19 protein-coding genes are annotated in these 22,466 nt (G+C 72.5%); 6 read left to right on the forward strand and 13 right to left on the reverse strand.

Annotated features, from left to right (window positions below; all coding sequences use genetic code 11):
* Window positions 1-6: 6 nt before the first annotated feature.
* The 5 genes from OHU74_RS28430 to OHU74_RS28450 all read right to left on the reverse strand — a co-directional run bounded on the left by OHU74_RS28430 (window position 7) and on the right by OHU74_RS28450 (window position 6,677).
* A complete protein-coding gene (locus OHU74_RS28430; protein WP_371618497.1) occupies window positions 7-2,145 on the reverse strand; it encodes a 3-hydroxyacyl-CoA dehydrogenase NAD-binding domain-containing protein in 2,139 nt (712 codons plus the stop codon).
* Window positions 2,142-3,365, reverse strand: coding sequence for an acetyl-CoA C-acyltransferase (locus tag OHU74_RS28435; RefSeq protein WP_330299160.1), 1,224 nt, complete (start codon window positions 3,363-3,365; stop codon window positions 2,142-2,144). The genes OHU74_RS28430 and OHU74_RS28435 overlap by 4 nt, the downstream gene beginning before the upstream one ends.
* A 215-nt stretch (window positions 3,366-3,580) precedes the next feature.
* On the reverse strand, window positions 3,581-4,885 hold the full coding sequence (locus OHU74_RS28440) for an HRDC domain-containing protein (RefSeq protein ID WP_371618498.1): 1,305 nt from the start codon (window positions 4,883-4,885) through the stop codon (window positions 3,581-3,583).
* A 133-nt stretch (window positions 4,886-5,018) separates the two neighbouring features.
* Window positions 5,019-5,687, reverse strand: a complete 669-nt coding sequence (locus OHU74_RS28445) for a response regulator transcription factor (RefSeq protein WP_330299163.1) — start codon at window positions 5,685-5,687, stop codon at window positions 5,019-5,021.
* 327 nt (window positions 5,688-6,014) lie between these two features.
* Window positions 6,015-6,677: a DUF3000 domain-containing protein gene (locus OHU74_RS28450; protein WP_330299164.1), complete on the reverse strand. Its 663-nt coding sequence runs from the start codon at window positions 6,675-6,677 to the stop codon at window positions 6,015-6,017.
* A gap of 91 nt (window positions 6,678-6,768) precedes the next feature.
* Between OHU74_RS28450 and hemE the strand changes: the two genes are divergently transcribed.
* On the forward strand, window positions 6,769-7,833 hold the full coding sequence (gene hemE, locus OHU74_RS28455) for a uroporphyrinogen decarboxylase (protein WP_371618499.1): 1,065 nt from the start codon (window positions 6,769-6,771) through the stop codon (window positions 7,831-7,833).
* A gap of 144 nt (window positions 7,834-7,977) precedes the next feature.
* Here hemE and OHU74_RS28460 read toward each other — a convergent pair whose 3' ends face one another.
* Together OHU74_RS28460 and OHU74_RS28465 are read right to left on the reverse strand one after the other, a co-directional pair.
* On the reverse strand, window positions 7,978-9,366 hold the full coding sequence (locus OHU74_RS28460; RefSeq protein ID WP_371618500.1) for an FAD-dependent oxidoreductase: 1,389 nt from the start codon (window positions 9,364-9,366) through the stop codon (window positions 7,978-7,980).
* Between the two features lie 64 nt (window positions 9,367-9,430).
* A complete protein-coding gene (locus OHU74_RS28465) occupies window positions 9,431-10,516 on the reverse strand; it encodes a DUF4349 domain-containing protein (protein WP_371618501.1) in 1,086 nt (361 codons plus the stop codon).
* Between the two features lie 170 nt (window positions 10,517-10,686).
* Between OHU74_RS28465 and hemG the strand changes: the two genes are divergently transcribed.
* Both hemG and hemQ read left to right on the forward strand, forming a co-directional pair.
* Window positions 10,687-12,234, forward strand: a complete 1,548-nt coding sequence (gene hemG, locus OHU74_RS28470; RefSeq protein WP_371618502.1) for a protoporphyrinogen oxidase — start codon at window positions 10,687-10,689, stop codon at window positions 12,232-12,234.
* Window positions 12,235-12,238: 4 nt separating this feature from the next.
* Complete coding sequence (hemQ, locus tag OHU74_RS28475) at window positions 12,239-12,952, forward strand: hydrogen peroxide-dependent heme synthase (RefSeq protein ID WP_371618503.1); 714 nt, start codon at window positions 12,239-12,241, stop codon at window positions 12,950-12,952.
* A gap of 104 nt (window positions 12,953-13,056) precedes the next feature.
* Here hemQ and OHU74_RS28480 read toward each other — a convergent pair whose 3' ends face one another.
* From OHU74_RS28480 to OHU74_RS28495, 4 genes are all read right to left on the reverse strand, one after another.
* Window positions 13,057-14,799, reverse strand: a complete 1,743-nt coding sequence (locus tag OHU74_RS28480) for an alpha/beta hydrolase (protein ID WP_371619834.1) — start codon at window positions 14,797-14,799, stop codon at window positions 13,057-13,059.
* 87 nt (window positions 14,800-14,886) lie between these two features.
* Window positions 14,887-15,687, reverse strand: a complete 801-nt coding sequence (locus OHU74_RS28485) for a TIGR04222 domain-containing membrane protein (RefSeq protein ID WP_371618504.1) — start codon at window positions 15,685-15,687, stop codon at window positions 14,887-14,889.
* Between the two features lie 83 nt (window positions 15,688-15,770).
* Window positions 15,771-16,883 carry a TIGR04222 domain-containing membrane protein gene (locus OHU74_RS28490; RefSeq protein WP_371618505.1) on the reverse strand — a complete coding sequence of 371 codons (1,113 nt, stop codon included), beginning with the start codon at window positions 16,881-16,883 and terminating at the stop codon, window positions 15,771-15,773.
* Window positions 16,880-18,277 (reverse strand): DUF692 family multinuclear iron-containing protein, encoded by a 1,398-nt coding sequence (locus tag OHU74_RS28495; protein ID WP_371618506.1) that lies wholly within the window; start codon window positions 18,275-18,277, stop codon window positions 16,880-16,882. Before OHU74_RS28495 ends, OHU74_RS28490 begins: the two co-directional genes overlap by 4 nt.
* 314 nt (window positions 18,278-18,591) lie before the next feature.
* Here OHU74_RS28495 and OHU74_RS28500 point away from each other — a divergent pair, with 314 nt between their 5' ends.
* A complete protein-coding gene (locus OHU74_RS28500; RefSeq protein ID WP_371618507.1) occupies window positions 18,592-19,755 on the forward strand; it encodes an ETX/MTX2 family pore-forming toxin in 1,164 nt (387 codons plus the stop codon).
* Between the two features lie 4 nt (window positions 19,756-19,759).
* Here OHU74_RS28500 and OHU74_RS28505 read toward each other — a convergent pair whose 3' ends face one another.
* The gene (locus OHU74_RS28505) at window positions 19,760-20,509 is read right to left on the reverse strand and encodes a peptidyl-tRNA hydrolase (protein ID WP_371618508.1); all 750 of its coding nucleotides are present in this window, start codon (window positions 20,507-20,509) and stop codon (window positions 19,760-19,762) included.
* A 71-nt stretch (window positions 20,510-20,580) separates the two neighbouring features.
* On the opposite strand from OHU74_RS28505, the gene OHU74_RS28510 reads away from it, so the two are divergent.
* The gene (locus OHU74_RS28510; RefSeq protein ID WP_371618509.1) at window positions 20,581-21,255 is read left to right on the forward strand and encodes an AIM24 family protein; all 675 of its coding nucleotides are present in this window, start codon (window positions 20,581-20,583) and stop codon (window positions 21,253-21,255) included.
* Between the two features lie 44 nt (window positions 21,256-21,299).
* Window positions 21,300-21,515 (forward strand): hypothetical protein, encoded by a 216-nt coding sequence (locus OHU74_RS28515; RefSeq protein WP_371618510.1) that lies wholly within the window; start codon window positions 21,300-21,302, stop codon window positions 21,513-21,515.
* 22 nt (window positions 21,516-21,537) lie between these two features.
* On the opposite strand, the gene OHU74_RS28520 is transcribed toward OHU74_RS28515, so the two are convergent.
* Complete coding sequence (locus OHU74_RS28520) at window positions 21,538-22,455, reverse strand: polysaccharide deacetylase family protein (RefSeq protein WP_371618511.1); 918 nt, start codon at window positions 22,453-22,455, stop codon at window positions 21,538-21,540.
* Between the last annotated feature and the right edge of the window lie 11 nt (window positions 22,456-22,466).

The following is a 22,466-nucleotide window of genomic DNA, read 5'->3' on the forward strand; positions in this document are numbered from 1 at the left end:
GGAGGATCAGACCGGGACGCTGGCCAGGCCCGGGGCCAGGAACTTCTTGCCGTTCACGCGCTCCGAGACGCCCTCGCGGTCCAGGTACGGCGTGACGCCGCCCAGGTGGAAGGGCCAGCCGGCGCCCGTGATGAGGCAGAGGTCGATGTCCTGGGCCTCGGCCACGACACCCTCCTCCAGCATCAGGCCGATCTCCTGCGCCACCGCGTCCAGGACGCGGTCGCGGACCTGCTCCTCGGTCAGGACGACATCGCCCTGGACGAGGAGGGCGGCGACCTCGGGGTCGAGCTCCGGCTTGAAGCCGTTCTCGGCCTTGTAGACGTAGAACCCGCGCTTGCCGGCCTTGACGACGGCGGCGAGGTTCGGCGAGACGGTGAAGCGCTCCGGGAAGGCGCGGTTCAGGGTCTCGGAGACGTGCAGACCGATCGCCGGGCCCACGAGCTCCAGCAGCACCAGCGGGGACATCGGCAGGCCGAGCGGCTCGATGGCCTTCTCGGCGGTGACCACCGGGGTGCCCTCGTCGATGACGTTCTGGATCTCGCCCATGAAGCGGGTCAGGATGCGGTTCACGACGAACGCCGGGGCGTCCTTGGTGAGGACCGCGGTCTTCTTCAGCTTGCGCGCGACGCCGAAGGCCGTGGCCAGCGAGGCGTCGTCGGTCTGCTCACCGCGGACGATCTCCAGCAGCGGGAGGATCGCGACCGGGTTGAAGAAGTGGAAGCCGACCACGCGCTCCGGGTGCTGGAGCTTGGAGGCCATCTCCGACACCGACAGCGAGGAGGTGTTGGTGGCGAGGATCGCGTGCGCCGGGGCGACCGCCTCGACCTCCGCGAACACCTTCTGCTTGACCGACATCTCCTCGAACACGGCCTCGATGATGAAGTCCGCGTCCGCGAAGCCCTCGGCCTTGTCCAGGACGCCCGTCACCAGGGCGGTCAGGCGGTTGGCCTTGTCCTGGTTGATGCGGCCCTTGCCGAGCAGCTTCTCGATCTCGGCGTGGACGTAGCCCACGCCCTTGTCCACGCGCTCCTGGTCGATGTCGGTGAGGACCACCGGCACCTCCAGGCGGCGCAGGAACAGCAGCGCCAGCTGCGAGGCCATCAGGCCAGCGCCGACGACGCCGACCTTGGTGACCGGGCGGGCCAGGGCCTTGTCCGGGGCTCCGGCCGGGCGCTTGGCGCGCTTCTGGACCAGGTTGAAGGCGTAGATGCCGGAGCGCAGTTCGCCGCCCATGATGAGGTCGGCCAGGGCCGCGTCCTCGGCGTCGAAGCCCTTCTGGAGGTCGCCGTCCTTGGCCGCCTCGATGATCTCCAGCGCGCGGTAGGCGGCCGGGGCCGCACCGTGCACCTTGGAGTCGGCGATGGCGCGGCCGCGGGCGACCGCCGCGTCCCAGGCGTCGCCGCGGTCGATCTCGTCGCGGGCGACCTCGGTGGTGCCGTTCAGCACGCCGGCGGTCCACAGGAGCGACTGCTCCAGGAAGTCGGCACCCTCGAACAGCGCGTCGGCGATGCCGAGCTCGAAGACCTGCTTGCCCTTGAGCTGGCGGTTCTGGTTCAGCGAGTTCTCGATGATCACCGAGACCGCGCGGTCCGCGCCGATCAGGTTCGGCAGCAGGGCGCAGCCGCCCCAGCCGGGAACCAGGCCGAGGAAGACCTCGGGCAGGGAGAACGCCGGGATGGCCTTGGAGACGGTGCGGTAGGTGCAGTGCAGACCGACCTCGACACCGCCGCCCATCGCCGCGCCGTTGTAGTACGCGAAGGTGGGGACGGCCAGCGCCGCCAGGCGCTTGAAGACGTCGTGGCCGCCCTTGCCGATGGCGAGCGCCTCGTCGTGCTTCTTGAGCAGCTCGACACCCTTGAGGTCGGCGCCGACCGCGAAGATGAACGGCTTGCCGGTGATGCCCGCGCCGACGATGGAGCCCGCGAGGGCCTCCTGCTCGACCTGGTCGATCGCCGCGTTCAGGTTGGCGAGGGACTGCGGGCCGAAGGTGGTCGGCTTGGTGTGGTCCAGGCCGTTGTCCAGCGTGACGAGCGCGAAGCGCCCGGCGCCGAACGGCAGGTCCAGGTGGCGTACGTGCGCCTGGGTGACGACCTCGTCCGGGAACAGCTCGGCCGCGCCCTTCAGGAGCTCAGTGGTGGTGCTCACTTGGACTCTCCCTCGGTGAAGTGCGGGTTCTCCCAGATGACCGTGGCGCCCATGCCGAAGCCGACGCACATGGTGGTCAGGCCGTAGCGGACCTCGGGCTGCTCCTCGAACTGACGGGCCAGCTGGGTCATCAGGCGCACGCCGGAGGAGGCGAGCGGGTGGCCGAAGGCGATGGCGCCGCCGTACTGGTTCACGCGGGCGTCGTCATCGGCGATGCCGTAGTGCTCCAGGAAGGCCAGCACCTGCACGGCGAAGGCCTCGTTGACCTCGAAGAGGCCGATGTCCTCGATCGTCAGACCGGCCTGGGCGAGGGCCTTCTCGGTGGCCGGGATCGGGCCGTAGCCCATGACCTCCGGCTCGACACCGGCGAAGGAGTACGCGACCAGGCGCATCTTGACCGGGAGGTTGTTCGCGCGGGCGAAGTCCTCGGAGGCGATGATCGCCGCGGTGGCACCGTCGTTGAGACCGGCGGCGTTGCCCGCGGTGACGTTGCCGTGGACCCGGAACGGGGTCTTGAGGCCCGCCAGGTTCTCCAGGGTGGTCCCCGGACGCATCGGCTCGTCGCTGGTGACCAGGCCCCAGCCGGTCTCGCCGGCCGCCGGGTTGGTGTTGCGCACCGAGATCGGGACCAGGTCCGCCTGGATCTTGCCGTCGGCGTACGCCTTGGCGGCCTTCTCCTGCGAGCGCACGGCGTACTCGTCGGCGCGCAGCTTGGTGATCGTCGGGTACCGGTCGTGCAGGTTCTCGGCGGTCATGCCCATGAACAGGGCGGACTCGTCGACCAGCTTCTCGGAGACGAAGCGCGGGTTGGGGTCCACGCCCTCACCCATGGGGTGGCGGCCCATGTGCTCGACACCGCCGGCGAGGGCGACGTCGTACGCACCGAAGGCCACGCCGCCCGCGACGGCGGTCACGGCGGTGAGCGCACCGGCGCACATGCGGTCGATGGAGTACCCGGGCACCGACTGCGGGAGCCCGGCGAGGATCCCGGCCGTACGGCCGAGGGTCAGCCCCTGGTCACCGATCTGCGTGGTGGCGGCGATGGCGACCTCGTCGATCTTCGCGGGGTCCAGTTCCGGGTTGCGGCGCAGCAGCTCCCGGATGGCCTTCACTACGAGATCGTCGGCGCGGGTCTCGTTGTAGATGCCCTTCGGGCCCGCCTTGCCGAACGGGGTGCGGACGCCGTCGACGAAGACGACGTCCCTGACGGTACGAGGCACGTTGGCTCTCCTCCAGGTGCGGGTGTGCACTGCTGCTGTGCGGGGGCGTGCCCATTCCTGAGCGCCCGCTCACCCGGCCCATGCTACTTGTCGGTAACCGGCATGCACACCCCCTCCGGAAGGAGCGGCGAAGGTCACACTTGCGGCGGCGCGGTCGGGGACGCGAAGGAGCCCCCGGCCTGGGGGCCGGGGGCTCCTTCGGGGGGCGCCGCGCGTCAGTCGGTCTCGGCCGGGGCCGGGGCCGGGGCTGCGGCCAGGGCCGCGACCAGGGCGTCCGTCACCAGTTCGACCTGCCACGGGCGGGCCCCGTAGCCCGTCAGGGCCTCGGCCACCGCGTCGGCCTCCAGCTGCAGCGGAGGCTCCCAGCACAGCCGGCGGACCGTGTCGGGGGTGATCAGGTTCTCCTGCGGCAGGTTCAGGCCCTCCGCGAGCGCCGACACGGCCGTGCGGGCCGCCGCCAGCCGGGCGGCGGCCGCCGGGTCCTTGTCCGCCCAGGAGCGCGGCGGCGGCGGGCCGGCCGGGGTCGCGCCCGGCTGCGGAAGCTCGTTCTCGGGCAGGGCCTTCGCCCGCTCCACGGCCGCCATCCACTGGTCCAGCTGGCGCCGGCCCATGCGCTGCCCGTAGCCGGGCAGGGCGGAGAGGGCCTGCGCGTTCAGCGGCAGGGCCAGGGCGGCCTCGACGATCGCCGCGTCACCGAGCACCTTGCCCGGTGAGACGTCCCGTCGCTGCGCGATCCGGTCGCGGGACTCCCACAGCTCCCGCACGACGGCCATCTGCCGGCGCCGGCGCACCTTGTGCATGCCGGACGTACGGCGCCACGGGTCCTTGCGGGGAGGTGCGGGCGGTGCGGCGGCGATGGCGTCGAACTCCTGATGGGCCCATTCCAGCTTGCCCTGCCGGTCCAGCTCCTTCTCCAGCGCGTCGCGCAGGTCCACCAGCAGCTCCACGTCGAGCGCGGCGTAGCGCAGCCACGGCTCGGGGAGCGGACGGGTCGACCAGTCGACGGCGGAGTGCCCCTTCTCCAGCGTGTAGCCGAGGACGCTCTCGACCATCGCGCCGAGTCCGACCCGCGGGAAGCCGGCGAGGCGGCCGGCCAGCTCGGTGTCGAAGAGGGAGGTGGGCGCCATGCCTATTTCGCGCAGGCACGGCAGGTCCTGGGTGGCGGCGTGCAGGATCCACTCGGTGCCGGACAGGGCCTCGCCCAGGGCGGAGAGGTCGGGACAGCCCACCGGGTCGATCAGCGCGGAGCCCGCGCCTTCGCGGCGGAGCTGTACGAGGTAGGCGCGCTGGCCGTAGCGGTAGCCGGAGGCGCGCTCGGCGTCGACCGCGACGGGGCCGGTGCCCGCGGCGAAGGCCGCGACCACCGCGGCGAGCGCCTCGGCATCGGCGACCACCGGGGGAATGCCCTCACGCGGTTCTAGCAGGGGAACGGGCAGCCCATCGGACGAAACCTCGTCGTCCGGGGGGCCGCCCCCGGTGGTGGTGCGCAGGTCTGCTGCGGTTTCTTGGGCGTCGGTCACCGGTCAAGGGTATCCGTGGATGCGGCGCGCCCGTCGCCGGAACGTTCCGGCGACGGGCGCGAGGGGGAAGTGTGGGCGTTTCCCCGGGTTCTCCGGGTGTTGGCCCGGTGTCCTCCGGGGGATATCGGCGGGGTCAGTGGATGATCCCGGTGCGCAGGGCGACGGCGACCATCCCGGCCCGGTCGCCGGTGCCCAGCTTGCGGGCGATCCGGGCGAGGTGGGACTTGACGGTCAGGGCGGACAGGCCCATCGAGACTCCGATGGCCTTGTTGGACTGGCCCTCCGCGACGAGGCGCAGGACCTCGACCTCGCGGCCGGAGAGCTCTCGGTAGCCGCCCGGGTGGCTCGGGGCACCCGGGGGGCGGCGGTGCATACGGGCGGCGGCGGCACCGATGGGGGCGGCGCCGGGCCGCGAAGGGAGCCCGATGTTGGTCCGGGTGCCGGTGACGACGTAGCCCTTCACTCCGCCCGCGAGGGCGTTGCGTACGGCGCCGATGTCGTCGGCGGCGGACAGGGCCAGGCCGTTCGGCCACCCGGCGGCACGGGTCTCGGAGAGCAGGGTGAGACCGGAACCGTCGGGCAGGTGTACGTCGGCCACGCAGATGTCGCGCGGGCTGCCGATGCGTGGGCGGGCCTCCGCGATGGACGACGCCTCGATCACGTCGCGTACTCCGAGGGCCCACAAATGGCGGGTCACGGTGGAACGCACGCGCGGGTCGGCCACGACGACCATGGCCGTCGGCTTGTTCGGGCGGTAGGCGGCGGCGACCAGGCTTGCGGGCTGCTCGAGAAGAACGGACACCTAGGCCTCCTGGGGGGAGTGGCGGGACGGCCGGCTCGGGGAAGAGGAGCCGGTGCGAACCGTGCGGATGGTCACTGACTCCTTCGGCACGTCACCCGCCCGGCTTTAGGGAATGATCACGATTTGGTGAGTAACAATTCGGGCAATTCGGACGCATGATCGATCATAGGGTGATCAGAAGCCCACAAGGGACGCCCCGTTCCGACACTCCGGTGCCGGTTTGATCGCATCTGCGGGGGTGCCCGGCGGGCGGTGCGCGGGCGGGATGCCGGGGGCCCGTACGGCCGTGTACGTACGGCCGTACGGGCCCCGTGGAGCCCTGCGGTACTACCCCTGCGGGTGGTGCGGGCCGCGTCGCTGTGGCAGGGAGACCACACCGGTCACCGTCTCCGTCGGCCCGACCGGTGGCAGCCCCGCGATCTGGCACAGCAGTTCGCACCACGCCGCCAGGTGTGCCGAGGTGTCGGGCACCCCGCCCACGCCCTCGCGCGGCGTCCAGGACGCCCTGATCTCGATCTGCGTCGCCGGACGCCGCTCGCCGAGCCCGCCGAAGTAGTGCGAGGCGGCCATGGTCACGGTCCCGCTCGCCTCCCCGTACGTCAGCCCGCGCGCGTCCAGCGCCCCCGTCAGCCAGGACCAGCACACCTCCGGGAGGAGCGGGTCCACGGCCATCTCCGGCTCCAGTTCCGCCCGTACGAGCGTCACCAGTCGGAAGGTCCCCTGCCAGGCGTCGTGCCCGGCCGGGTCGTGCAGGAGGATGAGCCGGCCGTCGGCCAGATCCTCCTCCCCGTCCACTACCGCCGCCTCCAGCGCGTAGGCGTGCGGTGCCAGTCTCTGTGGCGGCTTGGTGGGGTCGATCTCGATCCCCGCCCGTAGCCTCGCTTTCTTCAAGCCGTCGACCGCCCGCCGGAACGGGAGCGGGACGGAGCTCTCCTTCGCGCTGTCCGTACCGTCAGCGCCATCTGAAAATCGTCCCTGAGCCGCAGCCATGCGGGGAAGACTAGGCGGAACGAGAGCCCGTACGGCGCAGCCACACCCGCGCCGGGCCGGGCACTTCTTCATACGTGCGAAGATTTGAGTCGTGAGCGCCAACCTCCGCCCCACGGGCACGCCGAGCCAGACGTACGATTCCGCCTTCCTCAAGGCGTGCCGGCGCGAGCCGGTGCCGCACACCCCCGTGTGGTTCATGCGGCAGGCGGGACGCTCGCTCCCCGAGTACCGCAAGGTCCGCGAGGGCACGCAGATGCTGGAATCCTGCATGCGCCCCGACCTGGTCACCGAGATCACGCTCCAGCCGGTGCGCCGCCACAACGTGGACGCGGCGATCTTCTTCTCCGACATCGTGGTCCCGCTGAAGGCCATCGGCGTCGACCTGGACATCAAGCCGGGCGTCGGCCCGGTCGTCGCCCAGCCGATCCGCCGCCGCGAGGACCTCGCACAGCTGCGCGACCTCACCCCGGAGGACGTCCCGTACGTCACCGAGGCGATCGGCATGCTCACGAGTGAACTGGGCTCCACGCCGTTGATCGGTTTCGCGGGCGCGCCTTTCACCCTCGCGAGCTACCTGGTCGAGGGCGGCCCGTCCAAGAACCACGAGCACACCAAGGCCCTCATGTACGGGGACCCGGAGCTGTGGGCCGACCTGCTGGACCGCCTCGCGGAGATCACCTCCGCCTTCCTCAAGGTCCAGATCGAGGCCGGCGCCTCCGCGATCCAGCTCTTCGACTCCTGGGTCGGCGCGCTCGCCCCGGCGGACTACCGCCGCTCGGTGATGCCGGCCTCGACGAAGGTCCTGGAGTCCGTGGCCTCGTACGGGGTCCCGCGCATCCACTTCGGCGTGGGCACCGGCGAGCTCCTCGGCCTGATGGGCGAGGCCGGCGCGGACGTCATGGGCGTCGACTACCGGGTCGCGCTGAACGAGGCCGTGCACCGCGTCGGCCCCGGCAAGGCGCTCCAGGGCAACCTGGACCCGGCGGTCCTCTTCTCCACGGAGGAGGCCGTCCGCACCAAGACCGACGAGGTCCTCGCCGCCGCGGCGGGCCTGGAGGGCCACATCTTCAACCTGGGCCACGGCGTCCTCCCGACGACCCCGCCGGACGCGCTGACCCGCCTGGTGGACTACGTCCACACGCGGACGGCGGTCTAGCGGGCCCGACAGGGCTGGATTTGCCCGGACGGGCTGGATGATGCCGCGCAGCGGCATTTCCAGCCCGTCCGGCGTTTGAGGACCGGGTCCGGGCAGAGCCCGGGGAACGGTGGAAGGGCGGGTAGGGGACCAGCCCCGCAGGGCTCAGACCCCCGCCGCCCGCACCGCCGAGACGGCCTTGCGGGCGGCGACCAGGACCGGATCCCACACGGGAGAGAACGGCGGGGCGTAGCCCAGGTCCAGGGACACGACCTGCTCCACCGTCATACCGGCGGTCAAGGCCACCGCCGCGATGTCCACCCGCTTCGCGGATCCCGCGCCGCCGACGATCTGGACGCCCAGCAGGCGGCCCGTGCGGCGCTCCGCCAGCATTTTCACCGTCATTTCCTCGGCCCCCGGGTAGTAGCCCGCCGTGTTCGTCGAGCGGATGGTGGCGGTGACGAAGCGCAGGCCGACCGCCAGCGCGTCGCGCTCGCGCAGCCCCGTACGGGCGATCTCCAGGTCGCAGACCTTGCTCACGGCCGTGCCGACGACGCCCGGGAAGGTCGCGTAGCCGCCGCCCACGCCCGCGCCGATGACCTGGCCGTGCTTGTTCGCGTGCGTGCCCAGCGCGATGTGCCGCGTGCGGCCCGCCACCAGGTCGAGGACCTCCACGCAGTCGCCGCCCGACCAGATGTTCTCGTGCCCCCGCACCCGCATCGAGAGGTCGGTCAGCAGGCCGCCCGAGTCGCCCAGCGGCAGGCCCGCCGCGCGGGCCAGTTCCGTGCGCGGCTCCACTCCGATGCCCAGGACCACCACGTCGGCCGGGTACTCGTCACCGGTCGCCGTGGCCACCGCGCAGGCCCGACCCTCCGGGTCCGTGAGGATCTTCGTCACCTCGGCGCGGGAGACCGTACGGATCCCCATCCCGTTCATCGCGCTGTGCACCAGGCCGCCCATGTCGGGGTCCAGCGTGGACATCGGCTGCTCGCCCCGGTGCAGCACGGTGACCTCGAAGCCCCGCCCGACCAGCGCCTCCGCCATCTCCACGCCGATGTAGCCCGCCCCGACCACGACCGCCCTGCGGCCGACGGTGCGTTCCAGGGTGTCCATCAGGCCCTGCCCGTCGTCCAGGGTCTGGACGCCGTGCACCCCCGCCGCGTCGATGCCGGGCAGCCGGGGCCGGATGGGCCGGGCGCCCGTCGCCAGGACGAGCTTGTCGTACGCCGTCCAGTACTCGGCGCCCGAATCCAGCTCGCGGGCGCGCACCCGGCGCCCCGGGACGTCGAGCTCCACCACCTCCGTGCGGGTCCGCAGATCGATGTCCCGGGCGCGGTGCTCCTCGGGGGTCCGGGCGATCAGCTCGTCCCGCCCGGCCACCTGCCCGCCGATCCAGTACGGGATCCCGCACGCGGAGTACGAGGTGAAGTGCCCCCGCTCGAACGCGATGATCTCCAGCTCCGCGGGGCCCTTGAGCCGGCGGGCCTGTGACGCGGCGGACATGCCCGCCGCGTCACCCCCGATCACCACCAGACGCTCCCTGCCGTTCGCCATGCGCCCGTACCGTCCTTCCCCACCGCCGATGCCTGCGGGGACCACGCTACGGGCGTACGGGTGTTCAGTCCCGGACGTCCGCCGGAGGGGTCGCCGGTTCCGTGGGCTGCGCGGGACCGCCGGCCGGGGGCGTGGGTGCCGGCCACATCGGCCCGGTCTGCGCGGGAAGCCGCCGCGCGGGAAGGTCGGGCTTCTGCTTCGCAGGCCGCCACTTGCGGTACTGCCGGAAGCAGAGCAGCAGGAACCCGCCGCTCAGCAGGAACGGGGAGGCCGCCGCGAGCGCCATCAGCAGGTACCTGATCACGGTCGCGAACACGGCCCACCCGCCGACCAGGGCGTCGAGGAAGCCCGGTTCCGGCTTCTTCGGCTCCTGTGCCGCCGGCTTCTTCGGCTCCGAGAACGTCAGCGTGATCGTGCCGAGCGAGGTCTGGTCCTTCAGCGCCGTCTGCTGCGCCATCAGCGACTCCAGATCGGACTGGCGCTTGCTGAGCTCGGCCTCCAGGGTGACGACCTCGCTGAGCCCCGAAGCCTTCTCCATCATGTCGCGCACCCGGGCCACGCTCGCCTGCTGCGTCTTGACCCGGCTGTCCACGTCCGTGACCTTCTGCGTCACGTCCTGTGCCTCGACCTTGCGGTCGAGCAGCTTTCCGCTGCCCTCCATCGCGCCGAGCACCGCGTCGAACCGGTCCCCGGGCACCCGCAGGGTCACGGTCGAGGTCACCACCCCGTCGGAACCGCGTTTGGTGGTCTCGGCGCCCACGTACCCGCCCGCGTTCTCCGCCGCCGTCCGGGCACCGGCCGTCGCCTTCTGGGCGTCCGCCGTCTCCACGCTCAGGGTCGCCGTCCGGATGATCTGCGCGCGCACGGCCGGGGCCTGCGACTGGTTCTTGTCGGCTGCGGAAGGGGCTGGTGCGCCCGGGGCGGCTGCGTCGGCCTTCCCCGCGGCGCCCTCCTGCTGGGGAGCCGCCGCCTGCGCCCCCTTGTCCGCCGCCTTGCCGCCCGCCTCGGCGGCGCAGCCGGTGAGGGCGAGGGCCCCCGCCAGCGAGAGCGCGGCCAGGGCCGTCGCGGACCGCCGGCCGTACGGTCGTGCTCCGTACCGCCGTTCTGCGTACCGTCGTGCTCCGGGCCGTCTTCCGTACTGGATGTGCATCGTCGAGTCCCCCCGGGGAATGGGCTGCGCGTGGGCTGCCGCACGGATGTCACGGGTGTGACGTCCAGGGTCCCGCCGCGGGTTTCGCACCCGCGGTCCCGAGGTGATGCCGAAGCGGTCACGGTCAGGCCTCGGTGATCGGCCGATGCGCGGTCTGAGACGATGTGTCCATGCACGAAGCGGACACGCGTACGGACAGGCGTACGGACGGAGGTACGGACGGACGTACCGAGCGGGGGACCGGCCGGCCCGACCGGACCGGGCACGCCCTCGTCATCGGCGGCGGCATCGCCGGCCTCGCGGCCGCCCACCGCCTGCTCGCCGACGGGGTCCGCGTCACCCTCCTGGAAGCCGGACCGCGCCTCGGCGGCAAGCTGCGCGCGGGGGAACTGGCCGGCCTGCCCGTGGACCTCGGCGCCGAATCCGTGCTCGCCCGCCGCCCCGAAGCCCTGGAACTGGCCCGCGCCGTGGGCCTCGGCGAGGCCCTGCAGCCGCCCGCCACCGCCACCGCGCACGTGTGGACCCGGGGCGAGCTGCGGCCCATGCCGCGCGGCCACGTCATGGGCGTCCCCGGCGACCTGGCCCCGCTCGCCGCGTCCGGAGTGCTCTCCGCCGAGGGCCTGGCCCGGATCGAGGCCGAGGCCGGACTGGCCCCCGCGGAGCTCGGCGAGGACGTGGCCATCGGCGAGTACGTGGCCGCCCGCTTCGGCCACGAGGTCGTCGACCGGCTCGTGGAACCGCTCCTCGGCGGGGTCTACGCGGGCAACGCCTACCGCATCTCGATGCGCGCCGCCGTGCCCCAGCTCTTCGAGGCCGCCCGCACGCACGCCTCACTGGGCGAGGGCGTACGGGAACTGCAGCGCCGGGCGGCCCAGGCGCAGCCCGGAGCGGCCGGGCCGGTGTTCTCCGGCATCGACGGCGGCATCGGGCGGCTCCCGCTCGCGGTCGCCGAGGCCTGCCGGGCGGCCGGAGCCCGGATCCTCCTCGACGCCCCCGCGCGCGAGTTGACCCGTACCGCCACCGGCTGGCGGGTGGTCGCCGACACCCCGGACGGGGCCGAGGTCATCGAGGCCGACGCGGTGGTCCTGGCCGTCCCGGCCGGGCCGGCCGCCCGACTGCTGGAGCGGCTCGCGCCCGCGGCCGCCGCCGAGCTGCGCGGGGCCGAGTACGCCTCCATGGCCCTGGTCACGATGGCGCTGCGCCGCTCGGAGCTGCCGGCCGCGATCGCCGACGGCGGCGCGAGCGGTTTCCTCGTACCCCCGGTGGACGGCCGGACGATCAAGGCGTCCACCTTCTCCAGCAACAAGTGGGCCTGGGCCGGGACCGATCCCGAGCTGTTCCTGCTGCGCACCTCCGTCGGCCGCCACGGCGACGAGGCCGTCCTGACGCGCTCCGACGAGGAACTGGTCGAGATCTCGCTCGCCGATCTCGGCGCGGCCGTGGGGCTGGCGGGCACCGCCCGCCCGGTCGCCTCCACCGTCACCCGCTGGGACGCCGGCCTGCCCCAGTACCCCGTCGGCCACCTGGACCGGGTGGCCCGGATCCGTGGCGCCGTGGCGGCGCTGCCGGGCCTCGCGGTGTGCGGTGCGCTCTACGACGGGGTGGGGATCCCGGCGTGCATCGCCAGTGCAGGCAAGGCGGCGGACGTGGTGATCGCCACGTTGGGGGCCGGTTGGGCACCCCTGGCACAGACCACTGATCAGCACACGGGACAATAGACACATGACTGCACCAGAGAAGATTCCCAACGCGGGGAAGAAGGCGAAGGACCTCAACGAGGTCATCCGCTACACCCTGTGGTCCGTCTTCAAGCTGAAGGACGTTCTGCCCGAGGACCGCAGCGGCTATGCCGACGAGGTCCAGGAACTGTTCGACCAGCTGGGCGCCAAGGACATCACCGTCCGCGGCACCTATGACGTCTCCGGCCTGCGCGCCGACGCCGACGTCATGATCTGGTGGCACGCGGAGACCTCCGACGAGCTGCAGAGCGCCTACAACCTGTTCCGCCGCACCAAGCTGGGCCGCGCCCTGGAGCCGGTGTGGTCGAACATGGCCCTGCACCGCCCGGCCGAGTTCAACAAGTCGCACATCCCGGCCTTCCTGGCCGACGAGACCCCGCGCGACTACGTCAGCGTGTACCCCTTCGTGCGCAGCTACGACTGGTACCTGCTGCCCGACGAGGACCGTCGCCGCATGCTCAAGGACCACGGCATGATGGCCCGCGGCTACCCCGACGTGCGCGCCAACACCGTCGCCTCCTTCTCGCTGGGCGACTACGAGTGGCTGCTGGCCTTCGAGGCCGACGAGCTGTACCGCATCGTCGACCTCATGCGCCACCTGCGCGCCTCCGAGGCCCGCATGCATGTCCGTGAAGAGGTGCCCTTCTACACCGGGCGCCGCAAGTCCGTCGCCGATCTGGTGGCCGGACTCGCCTGAGACCTCCCCTGGGGGGAAGGACCGGCGGACCGCTGACCGCGGACCGCCGGTGATCGGGAGGCCCTGCCCCCGAATCGACGCAGCCGGAGATCCCGCCCGGAAGTTCAGACGACTGGCGGCAGCAGTGCCCTGGGGTGCCCCGGGGCGGTCGCTGCCCGGTCGTCCAGCGACACCGGTGCGGGCTCCGGATGCGGCGCACACCCGACGCGCCACCCCGCGGTGGCCCCCGTCAGCAAGTACCGCTCCACGTGACGGTCCACGCAGTCATTGCGTCCACCGACCACTCCGTGGGTGCCGGCCCCCTCTTCCGTCACCAGCGCCGCCCCGGCCCCCAGCCGCCGCTGGAGCTCCAGCGCGCCCGGGTACGGGGTCGCGCCGTCCCGCTCGGCCGCGACGACGAGCGTACGGGGGAGCGCGGCGGCCGCCGCTGCGCCCACGTCCACCGGCCGCTGGCGTTCGCGCACCGGCCAGGAGGCGCAGGGCAGGTTCAGGAAGGCGTTGCCCCAGGTCTCGAAGGGGGCCGTGCGCGCCAGTTCGGTGTTGTCGCGGTCCCAGGTCTCCCAGTCGGTGGGCCACGGGGCGTCGTTGCACAAGGTCGCCGTGTAGACCGCCGTCGCGTTCTCGCCCTCGGCGGCGGCCGCCGGGTCCGGGGCGGCGAGCGCGATCAGCGGAGCCGGATCGCCGCGCAGGAACGCCGACAGCGCCGCCGCCCGGTCCGGCCAGACCTCGTCGTAGTAGGCGGCCCTGAGGTACGCGGAGTGCAGCTGCCCGGTGCCGACGACCCCGCCCGCCGGTTCGCGGGCCAGCGCGGCCCGGACCCGGTCGTAACTCGACTGCACGGCCCCGGCGGTGGCGCCCAGCCCGTACGAGGCGTCGTGACGGGCCACCCAGGCACGGAAGTCGGCCCACCGGCGCTCGAACGCGGGCCCCTGAGCCAGGTTGTTGCGGTACCAGACGTCGGCGGGATCCGGGTCGACGGCCGAGTCGAAGACCATCCGGCGGACGTGGGCCGGGTGGAGCGTGGCGTAGACGGCGCCCAGGTAGGTGCCGTACGAGGCCCCCATGAAGTTCAGCTTCGCCTCGCCGAGCGCGGCGCGCAGCACGTGCAGGTCGCGGACGTTGTTCAGGGTCGTGTAGTGCGCGAGCCGGTCCGGGCCGGTGCGCCGCGCGCAGCCCTGCGCGTACTGGCGGGCGGCGGCGAGGCGTTCGCGCTTCTCGGCGGCGTCCGGCACGGCGGACGGGCCCCGGGTCGGGGTACGGGCGAACTCGGCCGGGTCCTGGCAGGACAGCGGGGGACCGGAGCGGCCGACCCCGCGAGGGGCGTAGCCGACGAGGTCGTAGGCGGCCCCGATCCGCCGCCACTCGGGCAGGTCGGCGACCAGCGGAAAGAACATCCCGTTCCCGCCGGGCCCGCCCGGGTTGTACACGAGCACCCCCTGCCGGGCCGCCGGTCCGGAGGCGCGGACCCGGCTGACGGTGATGCCGATCTGCTCCCCGTCGGGCCGCGCGTAGTCGAGCGGCACCCGCAGCGTGGCACAGCGCACGGCGGGGCCGAGCCCTTCGGCGGCGGCGCAGGGCCCGAACTCCAGAGGGTCCCCGGAGGGCCGCGCGGCCGCCGTGGCCGCGGCGCGGTGCGCGGCGAGCTCGGCGCCGGCCTCCTCGGCGGCGAGCCCCGCTGCGGTCCTTGCCGCGGTCCCTGCCGTGATTCCGGCGGCGGGGCCGGGCGGGGCGGCGGGGCCGGGCGAGGTGGTGACGCCGGGCGGGGTGACGGCCCGGGCGACGGCCTGACCGGCGCAGACTCCCGGCACCGACACGGCCAGCACCACGGCGGCCAGCGCGACACGCATCCGCATGGCGGGTTCCTCGTCTCATCGGATGGTCCGATGAGATCCGCAGACGGGGCCCCTGTACAGGATCGGCGCCCCGTGTCGCGCTCAGTACCTCCTTTGCCGCGGCTGCCGCCCCCGCCTGCCGTACGCCAGCGCCGCCCGCAGCTCCGGGTCGGTGACCGCGCGCAGCCCCCGTAGAGCCACCGCGGTGAGCGAACCCTGCTCGCCGCGCTCCCGGGCCAGTTCCACCAGCAGCCGCTGCCCGGCGGGCGAGGCCCACGGGGAGTGCGCGTGCCCCTCGGCCCGGGCTATGGCCAGGCAGCCCAGCGTCAGGATCAGCGGCAGCGAGAACCAGCACAGGATCATCTTCGTCGTGGTCCCCGGAGCCGGTACGCACAGAGCCGCCGCCATCATGCCCAGGACCAGCCAGGTGGCCTGCCGGACCGCCCGGATCCCCTCGCCGACCCCCTGCTCGGCCTCGGCGCGCAGCGCGAGGCCCGCGTCGCCCAGCCGGTCCGCGAGGGCCCGTACGGCAGGATCCCGTTCCGCGGCGGTCCGTACGGACACCACCTGCTCCTGCCCGTCGGGCCCGAACGCGCCGAGTACGGAGCGCTCGTGCGGATCGCGCCCGACCGGATCGACCACGGTGGCCCAGCCGGTGTGCGCGAGCAGCAGCCGGCGCTGGCGCTGCATGGACAGCAGGGTCAGATCGGCCACCCGGCGCGGGCCGCCGGCGAGGTACGCGGCCTCGTACAGGCTCAGCTCCTCGTGGTGGTGGCGGGTGCGACCGGGCGGCGCGGCGGCCTTGCCGGCGGGCTCCGCGGCGTGATCGGCGGCTCTCAGGAGGCGGGTGCACGCGAGCAGCACCCCTGCCCAGGCCAAGAGGAGGAACAGGACCCAGAACATGCCCGCTTTCTACAAGACGTGGCAGCGCGGGGATAGGGCCCTGCCGAGGTGTGAGCAGCTCGTGACGGGTCCGTGATGGACGGTCAGGAACTGCTGGAGCAACTGGAACTGGACGAACTGCCACAACTCGAACTGCTGGAGCTGCTGCCCCCGCAGCTGCTGCTGGAGGACCCGCAGCTGGACCCCGAGGACCCGCAGCTCGATCCCGAGGAGCAACTGCTGCTCGAAGACCCGCAGCCGGAACCGCCGGAGCCGCAGCTGGATCCGCTCGATCCGCCGCCGTCCGATCCCGCGCACCAGACGACCGGGATCATCTCCGCTCCGGCCCCCCAGGCGGTCTCCGAGCCGCTGGAGCGGGTGGAGTGGCCGGATCCCACGGAACCGCGCGAACGGATACGGGCCTGGGCCGCCGCCAGCCGGGTGTCCCGCGCCGCCGGCAGGAGCAGCCCGCGCAGATACGGATCGCGCAGTCCACCCAGCCCGAACAGCGAGGTCTGCACGTACGGGCTCAGGTCGGCCCGGTGGCGGGCGCGCATGTCGCGCAGCGCCGCGGCCCCCGCCCGGGTGATCCGCTGCCGGGAGCGGTAGGCCCCCCTGAGGCCCAGCACGATTCCGCCCACCAGAACGGGAAGCACCTCGATGATGAAGGGCAGGTGGAAGGAGCCGGACCCGGGCCCGGGCCCGTCCTGGAGCACGAAGGCGACGAAGGTGAGCGGCAGGGACAGCATCAGCAGCACCCCGCACAGCACCGCCTGGACGACCCCGTGGCGGCCCCGCCCGCGGCGGTCGCCGGGCGGGGCGATCAGCCCGCGGTCGGCCAGCGCGTCGCCCGTCTCCTGGACGGCCGGCTCGCGCATGGCGGCGTAGCGGATCTGGTAGAGCCACCCCGAGGGCGCGCTCTGGTGGGCCTGGAGGACGGCCCGCTCGGCGGGATCGGTGGCCCGCACCCCGGGGCGCACCTGGACGATGCCCGGCCCGCCGGCCACCATCCGGCCGTCGCAGAGCAGGGAGACCAGCGCGGCGTCGACCACCGTGCCGGGTCCGCCCGCCATGAACGCGGCCTCGGACAGGTCGAGCAGCCGGGGAGCCGGGTCGCGGGCGGGCTGCCGCGAGCGCGGCACGCTGCGCCGCAGGATCACGGTGGAGACGATGACGCCGGCCCAGACGGCGACGGCGATCCAGTCGAAGAGGTTCATGCGGCTCTCCCCGTCAGCGAGAGGGCCGTCAGCGAGCGGGCCCAGCGCACGATGCGGCGCGGCGGCCGCGCCCCGGCCCGGTCCTGCCACCAGAGAGTGAGCCGTCGCCGGTCGGCGGGGTCGGCGGGCAGGTCCCTGATCAGCAGGTGTTCCGCGAAGTCCAGCGCGTCGCGCCGGTATCCGGCGGTCATGGGCCGGTGCCGGGCATAGCCGAGGAAGGCCTCCCGGTACGCGTCCTCGCCGCCCAGGATCCCGGGCAGCTCGGGAACCAGCCGGGCCACGACCCCGGCCCGCTTGGCCGCGAGCGCCCGCGCCTGCACCCGTACCCGCTGCCGGTCGAACCCCTCGGGCACGGGCGTCCCCGCGACCAGCGCCGACAACAGGGCGGCCTGCCCGATCCCGACCCGCGTCCGCGCCTTGTCCAGTGATCCGGCGTCCAGTGATCCAGCCCCGCCGGACCTCAACCCAGCCCCGCCGGACCTCAACCCAGCCTCGCCGGCGATTGAGGCGCGGGTCCGGGCAGAGCCCGGGGAACGGTGGAAGGGCGGGTCGGGGACGGCTCCCGCAGGGCCACCGAGCACCCCCCGGATGGCATCCAGCTCACCGGCCAGCTCCACCCCCGAGGGGAAATCGTCGTCCCGCTCCAGCAGCACCCCCGCCGGCTCCACCCTGGAGCGGAGCTCCGCAAGAACATCCAGCACAACCCCCGGCACGGGATGCGCATGCGTGTCGTGCCACACCCCGTCCCGCTCCACGCCCCCGGCGACATGCACGTACGCCAGCGCCTCCAGCGGGATCCCGTCCAGCACGGCGGCCGGGTCCTCGCCCCGGTTCACCCGGTTCGTGTGCAGGTTCGCCACGTCGATCAGCAGCCGCACGCCCGTCCGTTCCACCAGCTCCGTCAGGAACTGGCCCTCCGTGAGCTCCTCCCCGGGCCAGGACACCAGCGCGGCGATGTTCTCCAGCGCGAGCGGCACCGGCAGAGAGTCCTGGGCGATCCGCACGTTCTCGCACAGCACGTGCAGGGAGTCCCAGGTGCGGGCCACGGGCAGCAGGTGTCCGGCTTCGAGCGCCCTGCCGGGCGCCTGCGGGGAGGTGCGTACGAAGGCGATGTGCTCCGTGACGAGCGGCGCCCCCAGGGCCACCGCCCGCTCCGCGAGCGCGGCCAGCTTCTCCGGGTCCGGGCGGTCGGCGCCGCCGATTCCGAGCGAGACCCCGTGCGGGACCACACGGACCCCGCGGTCGAGCAGCCGCAGCAGCGGCTCGGGAAGGTGGCCCGGACAGATGTTCTCGGCCACCACCTCGACCCAGTCCAGGCCCTCCAGCCCCGCCACGGCGTCCGCGATCTCCGGCCGCCACCCGATGCCCACCCCCAGGTGTGCCATGGGCTTCATGTCCCCTCGCCCCCCTCATCGGTCTCTCTGCCGATGTCATGGCCCCGACGGAGTCGAGCCAACCGCCCAGGGGGACGTTCAGAGCAACATTTGAGGTTCCCGGCCGGTCCGGCCGGCTCCTCCGGCGACTCCGGCGAGCGGGGACGATGCCTGCCGCGCCCGGCCCCGCCGGCCGTTGACGGAAGGAATTCGTTAAAGCTCTGCGGGCGGCGTCAATTGACGCCGGACTCCGGCTGAATGCGTGCTAGCGTCCATTTCGCCGGAATTCCTCCAGCGTATTGAGATCCGCTGCAGCTGACCGAGACGGAGAATTCGTGAAGATTCACATATCAAAGAGGAAGACCGCTTTTCCCGCAGTGATTGCGGGCGCGGTGGTGATGGCGGTCGTCGTGGGGCCCGGAGTTGCCCATGCCGATTCCCGGCCGCCGTATCCTTCCTCCCTCACCGAGGTGGCCGACGGCTTCGTGGAGTACGGCGACCCCGGCGGCTGGGCGACTCGGCAGGCCGATCACGCCCACAATTGGGGTGTTGCCCAGGAGTACGGTTCCGTCTGCACCCGGGCGGGCTGCCGGCCGGCCGGTACGGGTGCCAAGTTCGACGGGGTAGCCGACGACACCGCCGGGCTCACGTTCAAGAACCTTCAGGTGACGGCGTTGGGTGACGCCTCCGTGTCGACGGAGAAAGGTGTCCGGATTTCGGCGTCCTCGACTCTGACGAACAACACTCCCAACTGGCAACTCCTGAATTCCACTTCTTTTGACTCGGAGTACGGCACCTCCATCACGAGCTCGGTGACCAAGCAATTCAGTACCGGGCACACCCTCAATGCCGGTTTCACGCTCGGCAGTCTCATCAAGGGGGGCGCTGACGTCACCACGACCTACACGTGGGGGTCGTCGGACTCCACGACGACGAGCAAGGACATAAAGTTCATCGGGTCCTCCCAGCCGGTCTGGGTGCCACCGCACGGCTACGACATCGTGCACATGTCCATGGACCGCAATAGCGGCACCGGCAAGGTCCAGCTCTCGGGGGACCTGGACGGGAGTCTCAAGCAGTGCATTCACGGCTCCCTCCGGAAGGCCGACGGGGGCTGGGTGACGTGGGAAGGCAATACGCAGGGCTATGACAATGACGGAAACAAGGACTGCAGCACCTACTCGGTGTACGACGTGGCACTGGCCGCATCCCACGCGGGACCCGGAGGTCCGCCCTTCGGGAAACTCCCCGAGGGGTTCAGCATCAGCGGCCAGCACACCGTTTCGGCCCCGGGCATCGGCTCGTACGAGGCCGTCACGGGCGTGAATTTCAATGTGACGGTCGACCAGTACCCGTCTGATGTCATCAAGCCCGGAAGTGTCTCTCCGGACTCGCTCGGCACGGCTGTTGATTCCCTCATGCAGCCCGTCCGGCATTCGTACTCGATCCCGGTAAAGGTCGACCCGAAGACCGTGCACACCTCCGTCACCACTCACTGACCCTTCAGAGCCGCCCGCGCAGCGCCGGGTGGTCCGCGACCACCGTGCACGAACCCGGAGCGATCTCCGTGAATCCGGCGTCCCGGACCACCGGCAGCCCGCTCCCGGACAGCTCCGCCCACCGCTCGGGCGGAGCCGTCCGTACGGCCAGCCGGAAGCCGGCTTCGCGCCACGCGGTCCGCTCCGCCCCGGTCAGCTCCCACCAGGCCAGCTGCGCCGCGTGGCCGGCCTGGGCCATCGCCTTGCCGGCGGACATGTCCAGATCCGGGTTGAGCCACAGCACCGGCAGCCCGGCCTCCGCCGGACCGGCCGGCTGCGGGTCGTCCAGGTCGGTGCCCGACACCTGGAGCTTGGCCAGCTCCTTGGGCCAGCCGTCGAGCGGGACCGGCGGGAAGACCCGTACCTCCGACATGTCACCGTGCACGGTGACACCCGGCAGCGTCCCGGCCTTGCGCCATTCCGCCCCGCGGGCCCGGCGGACCACCTTGCGGATCCGCGCGTCCTGCCAGTCCCGGACCGCCTCGGCCCACTCGCCCTCGCCCGCCGCACGCTCGTCCGTCAGCAGCACCAGCACCGCGCGGGCCGCCGTCTCCAGGGCGTCCGTGCGGGTCGGCGGCTCGGCCTTCTCGATCCGCACGACCAGCGGCAGCACGAACTGCGGGGCCTCGTCGCGTGCGATCCGCTCCTGCCGGAACGGGCTGTCCGACCCGACGGCGGGTACGTGGGTGTCGTGGGGCGTGTGCTCGGTGCTCATCCGGCCAAGGATGCCAGCATCCGCCTTCAGGATGATGTCCGAGGGGTCCGGGCCGGGCGAGGATCACGGGCATGAAGAGTGATCTGTTCGCGTCCGAGAACCTGGTCCAGCCGTCTGCCGCGCCCGGTATGACCCTGCAGAACGCCAAGTCCGTGAAGTACACCGTCAACGGTGAAATGCTCGCCCGCCAGGGATCGATGGTCGCCTTCCGCGGCAACCTCCAGTTCGAGCGCAAGGGACAGGGGATAGGCGGCATGCTCAAGCGCGCCGTCACCGGCGAGGGCCTGCCGCTGATGTCCGTGCGCGGACAGGGCGAGGCCTGGTTCGCGCACCAGGCAGGCAACTGCTTCGTCGTCGAGTTCGAACCCGGCGACGCCCTCACCATCAACGGCCGCAACGTCCTGTGCTTCGACCCCACGCTCTCCTACGAGATCAAGATGGTGAAGGGCGCCGGCATGACGGGCGGAGGCCTCTTCAACAGTCTCTTCACCGGCACCGGGAAGCTCGCCGTCGTCTGCGACGGAAACCCGATCATCATCCCGGTCACCCCGCAGGCCCCGGTCTACGTGGACACGGACGCGGTGGTCGGCTGGAGCGCCCGGCTGGAGACGAACCTGCACCGGTCCCAGTCGGTCGGCTCGATGATCCGCGGCGGCTCCGGCGAGGCCGTACAGCTCAAGCTCAGCGGCGAAGGCTTCGTCATCGTCCGCCCGAGCGAGGTCACCGAGACCGCCGCTGCCCATTGATCCGGCCGCGCCACCCCACGGCCCGGCTGGGTAGGCTCGTACCCATGGACCAGACGGAGCAGAGCCGGCCCGAGCAGGGCGAGTCGTCCGCGTCGTACTGCCCCGCCCCGGCGGCCCCGGCCGGGCGGGTGGCGGGGCCGCCGTACGCGGACTGCCTGGAGTGCGGCAAGCCCACCGAGTACGGGGTCGCCACACCGGGCATCGTGCTGTGCCCGGTGTGCGAATGGCAGGACGCGCAGCGCACCGCCTGCTCCGGCTGACCGCCGAGGTCGACCGCAGGGGTCACTTCCCGATGAGCTCGGACACCTTCACGAACCGGTAGCCGCGCTTGCGCAGCTCCGGGACGATCTTCTGGATGGCCTCCTCGGTGACCGGGGCCGCGCTGCGCGTGCAGTGCATGACCACGACCGAGCCGGGCTTCACCCCGGACAGGACCTGCTCGGCCACCGCGTCCGGATCCTTCGCGAAGGCGTCCCCGCTGACCACGTCCCACTGCACGGCCGTCACCTTGGCCGTGGAGATGGCGCGCAGCGCCTGGTCGTCGTAGCAGCCGCCGGGGAAGCGGAAGTACGGGACGGTGTTGACCGCCCCCGCCTTGCGGAACGCCTCGAAGGCCCGGTCCACGTCGGCCCGCGCGCCGGCCTCGTCGAGGGTGGGAAGCCCGTAGCAGGGGGCCTTGAAGGCGTGGTGGCTGTAGGAGTGGTTCGCGATCTCGAAGTTCGCATCGGTACCGATGGACTTCGCCTGGTCCGGGTACTCCTCGGCCCAGCGCCCCGTCATGAAGACGGTCGACGGCACCTTGAGCGTGCGCAGCGTGGAGATCAGCTGGGGATTGTCGAAGTGCTCGCCCTTCGCCGCGCGCGGCCCCTGGTCGGAGGTCATGTCGGCGTCGAAGGTCAGCGCCACCGTCTTGTCCGTACGCTGCTTCGCGCGCTCGAAGACGGGGGTCAGGCCGTTCGGGCCGGGCGCCATGGTGGGGGCCTTGCCGGGAGCGCCGGCCTGCGGGGTGCCCGGCTGGCCGCTCTGGGGGCTCGGGGAGCCCGGCTGCGGGGAGGCGGACCCCGAGGGGGTCGCGGAGGTGCCCATACGGGCCTGGCTGCCGGTGTTCGACGCGCCGGTGCCGCCCCCGCAAGCGGTGAGGGCGGCACTGAGAGCTGCGACGGCCGCGACGGCGGCCGCCTTACGCACTGAGATGGTCACATACGCAAAAT

The sequence above is a fragment of the Streptomyces sp. NBC_00454 genome (assembly GCF_041434015.1).
Taxonomy (GTDB): Bacteria; Actinomycetota; Actinomycetes; order Streptomycetales; family Streptomycetaceae; genus Streptomyces.

What these genes read in the sequence shown, in the direction of transcription:
- hemQ (WP_371618503.1), top strand. Translation starts at nt 12,239, where the DNA reads ATGACTGCACCAGAGAAGATTCCCAACGCGGGGAAGAAGGCGAAGGAC.
- OHU74_RS28490 (WP_371618505.1), bottom strand. Translation starts at nt 16,883, where the DNA reads ATGAACCTCTTCGACTGGATCGCCGTCGCCGTCTGGGCCGGCGTCATC.
- OHU74_RS28510 (WP_371618509.1), top strand. Translation starts at nt 20,581, where the DNA reads ATGAAGAGTGATCTGTTCGCGTCCGAGAACCTGGTCCAGCCGTCTGCC.
- OHU74_RS28505 (WP_371618508.1), bottom strand. Translation starts at nt 20,509, where the DNA reads ATGAGCACCGAGCACACGCCCCACGACACCCACGTACCCGCCGTCGGG.
- hemG (WP_371618502.1), top strand. Translation starts at nt 10,687, where the DNA reads ATGCACGAAGCGGACACGCGTACGGACAGGCGTACGGACGGAGGTACG.
- OHU74_RS28450 (WP_330299164.1), bottom strand. Translation starts at nt 6,677, where the DNA reads ATGGCTGCGGCTCAGGGACGATTTTCAGATGGCGCTGACGGTACGGAC.
- OHU74_RS28465 (WP_371618501.1), bottom strand. Translation starts at nt 10,516, where the DNA reads ATGCACATCCAGTACGGAAGACGGCCCGGAGCACGACGGTACGCAGAA.
- OHU74_RS28485 (WP_371618504.1), bottom strand. Translation starts at nt 15,687, where the DNA reads ATGTTCTGGGTCCTGTTCCTCCTCTTGGCCTGGGCAGGGGTGCTGCTC.
- OHU74_RS28460 (WP_371618500.1), bottom strand. Translation starts at nt 9,366, where the DNA reads ATGGCGAACGGCAGGGAGCGTCTGGTGGTGATCGGGGGTGACGCGGCG.
- OHU74_RS28480 (WP_371619834.1), bottom strand. Translation starts at nt 14,799, where the DNA reads ATGCGTGTCGCGCTGGCCGCCGTGGTGCTGGCCGTGTCGGTGCCGGGA.
- OHU74_RS28495 (WP_371618506.1), bottom strand. Translation starts at nt 18,277, where the DNA reads ATGAAGCCCATGGCACACCTGGGGGTGGGCATCGGGTGGCGGCCGGAG.
- OHU74_RS28515 (WP_371618510.1), top strand. Translation starts at nt 21,300, where the DNA reads ATGGACCAGACGGAGCAGAGCCGGCCCGAGCAGGGCGAGTCGTCCGCG.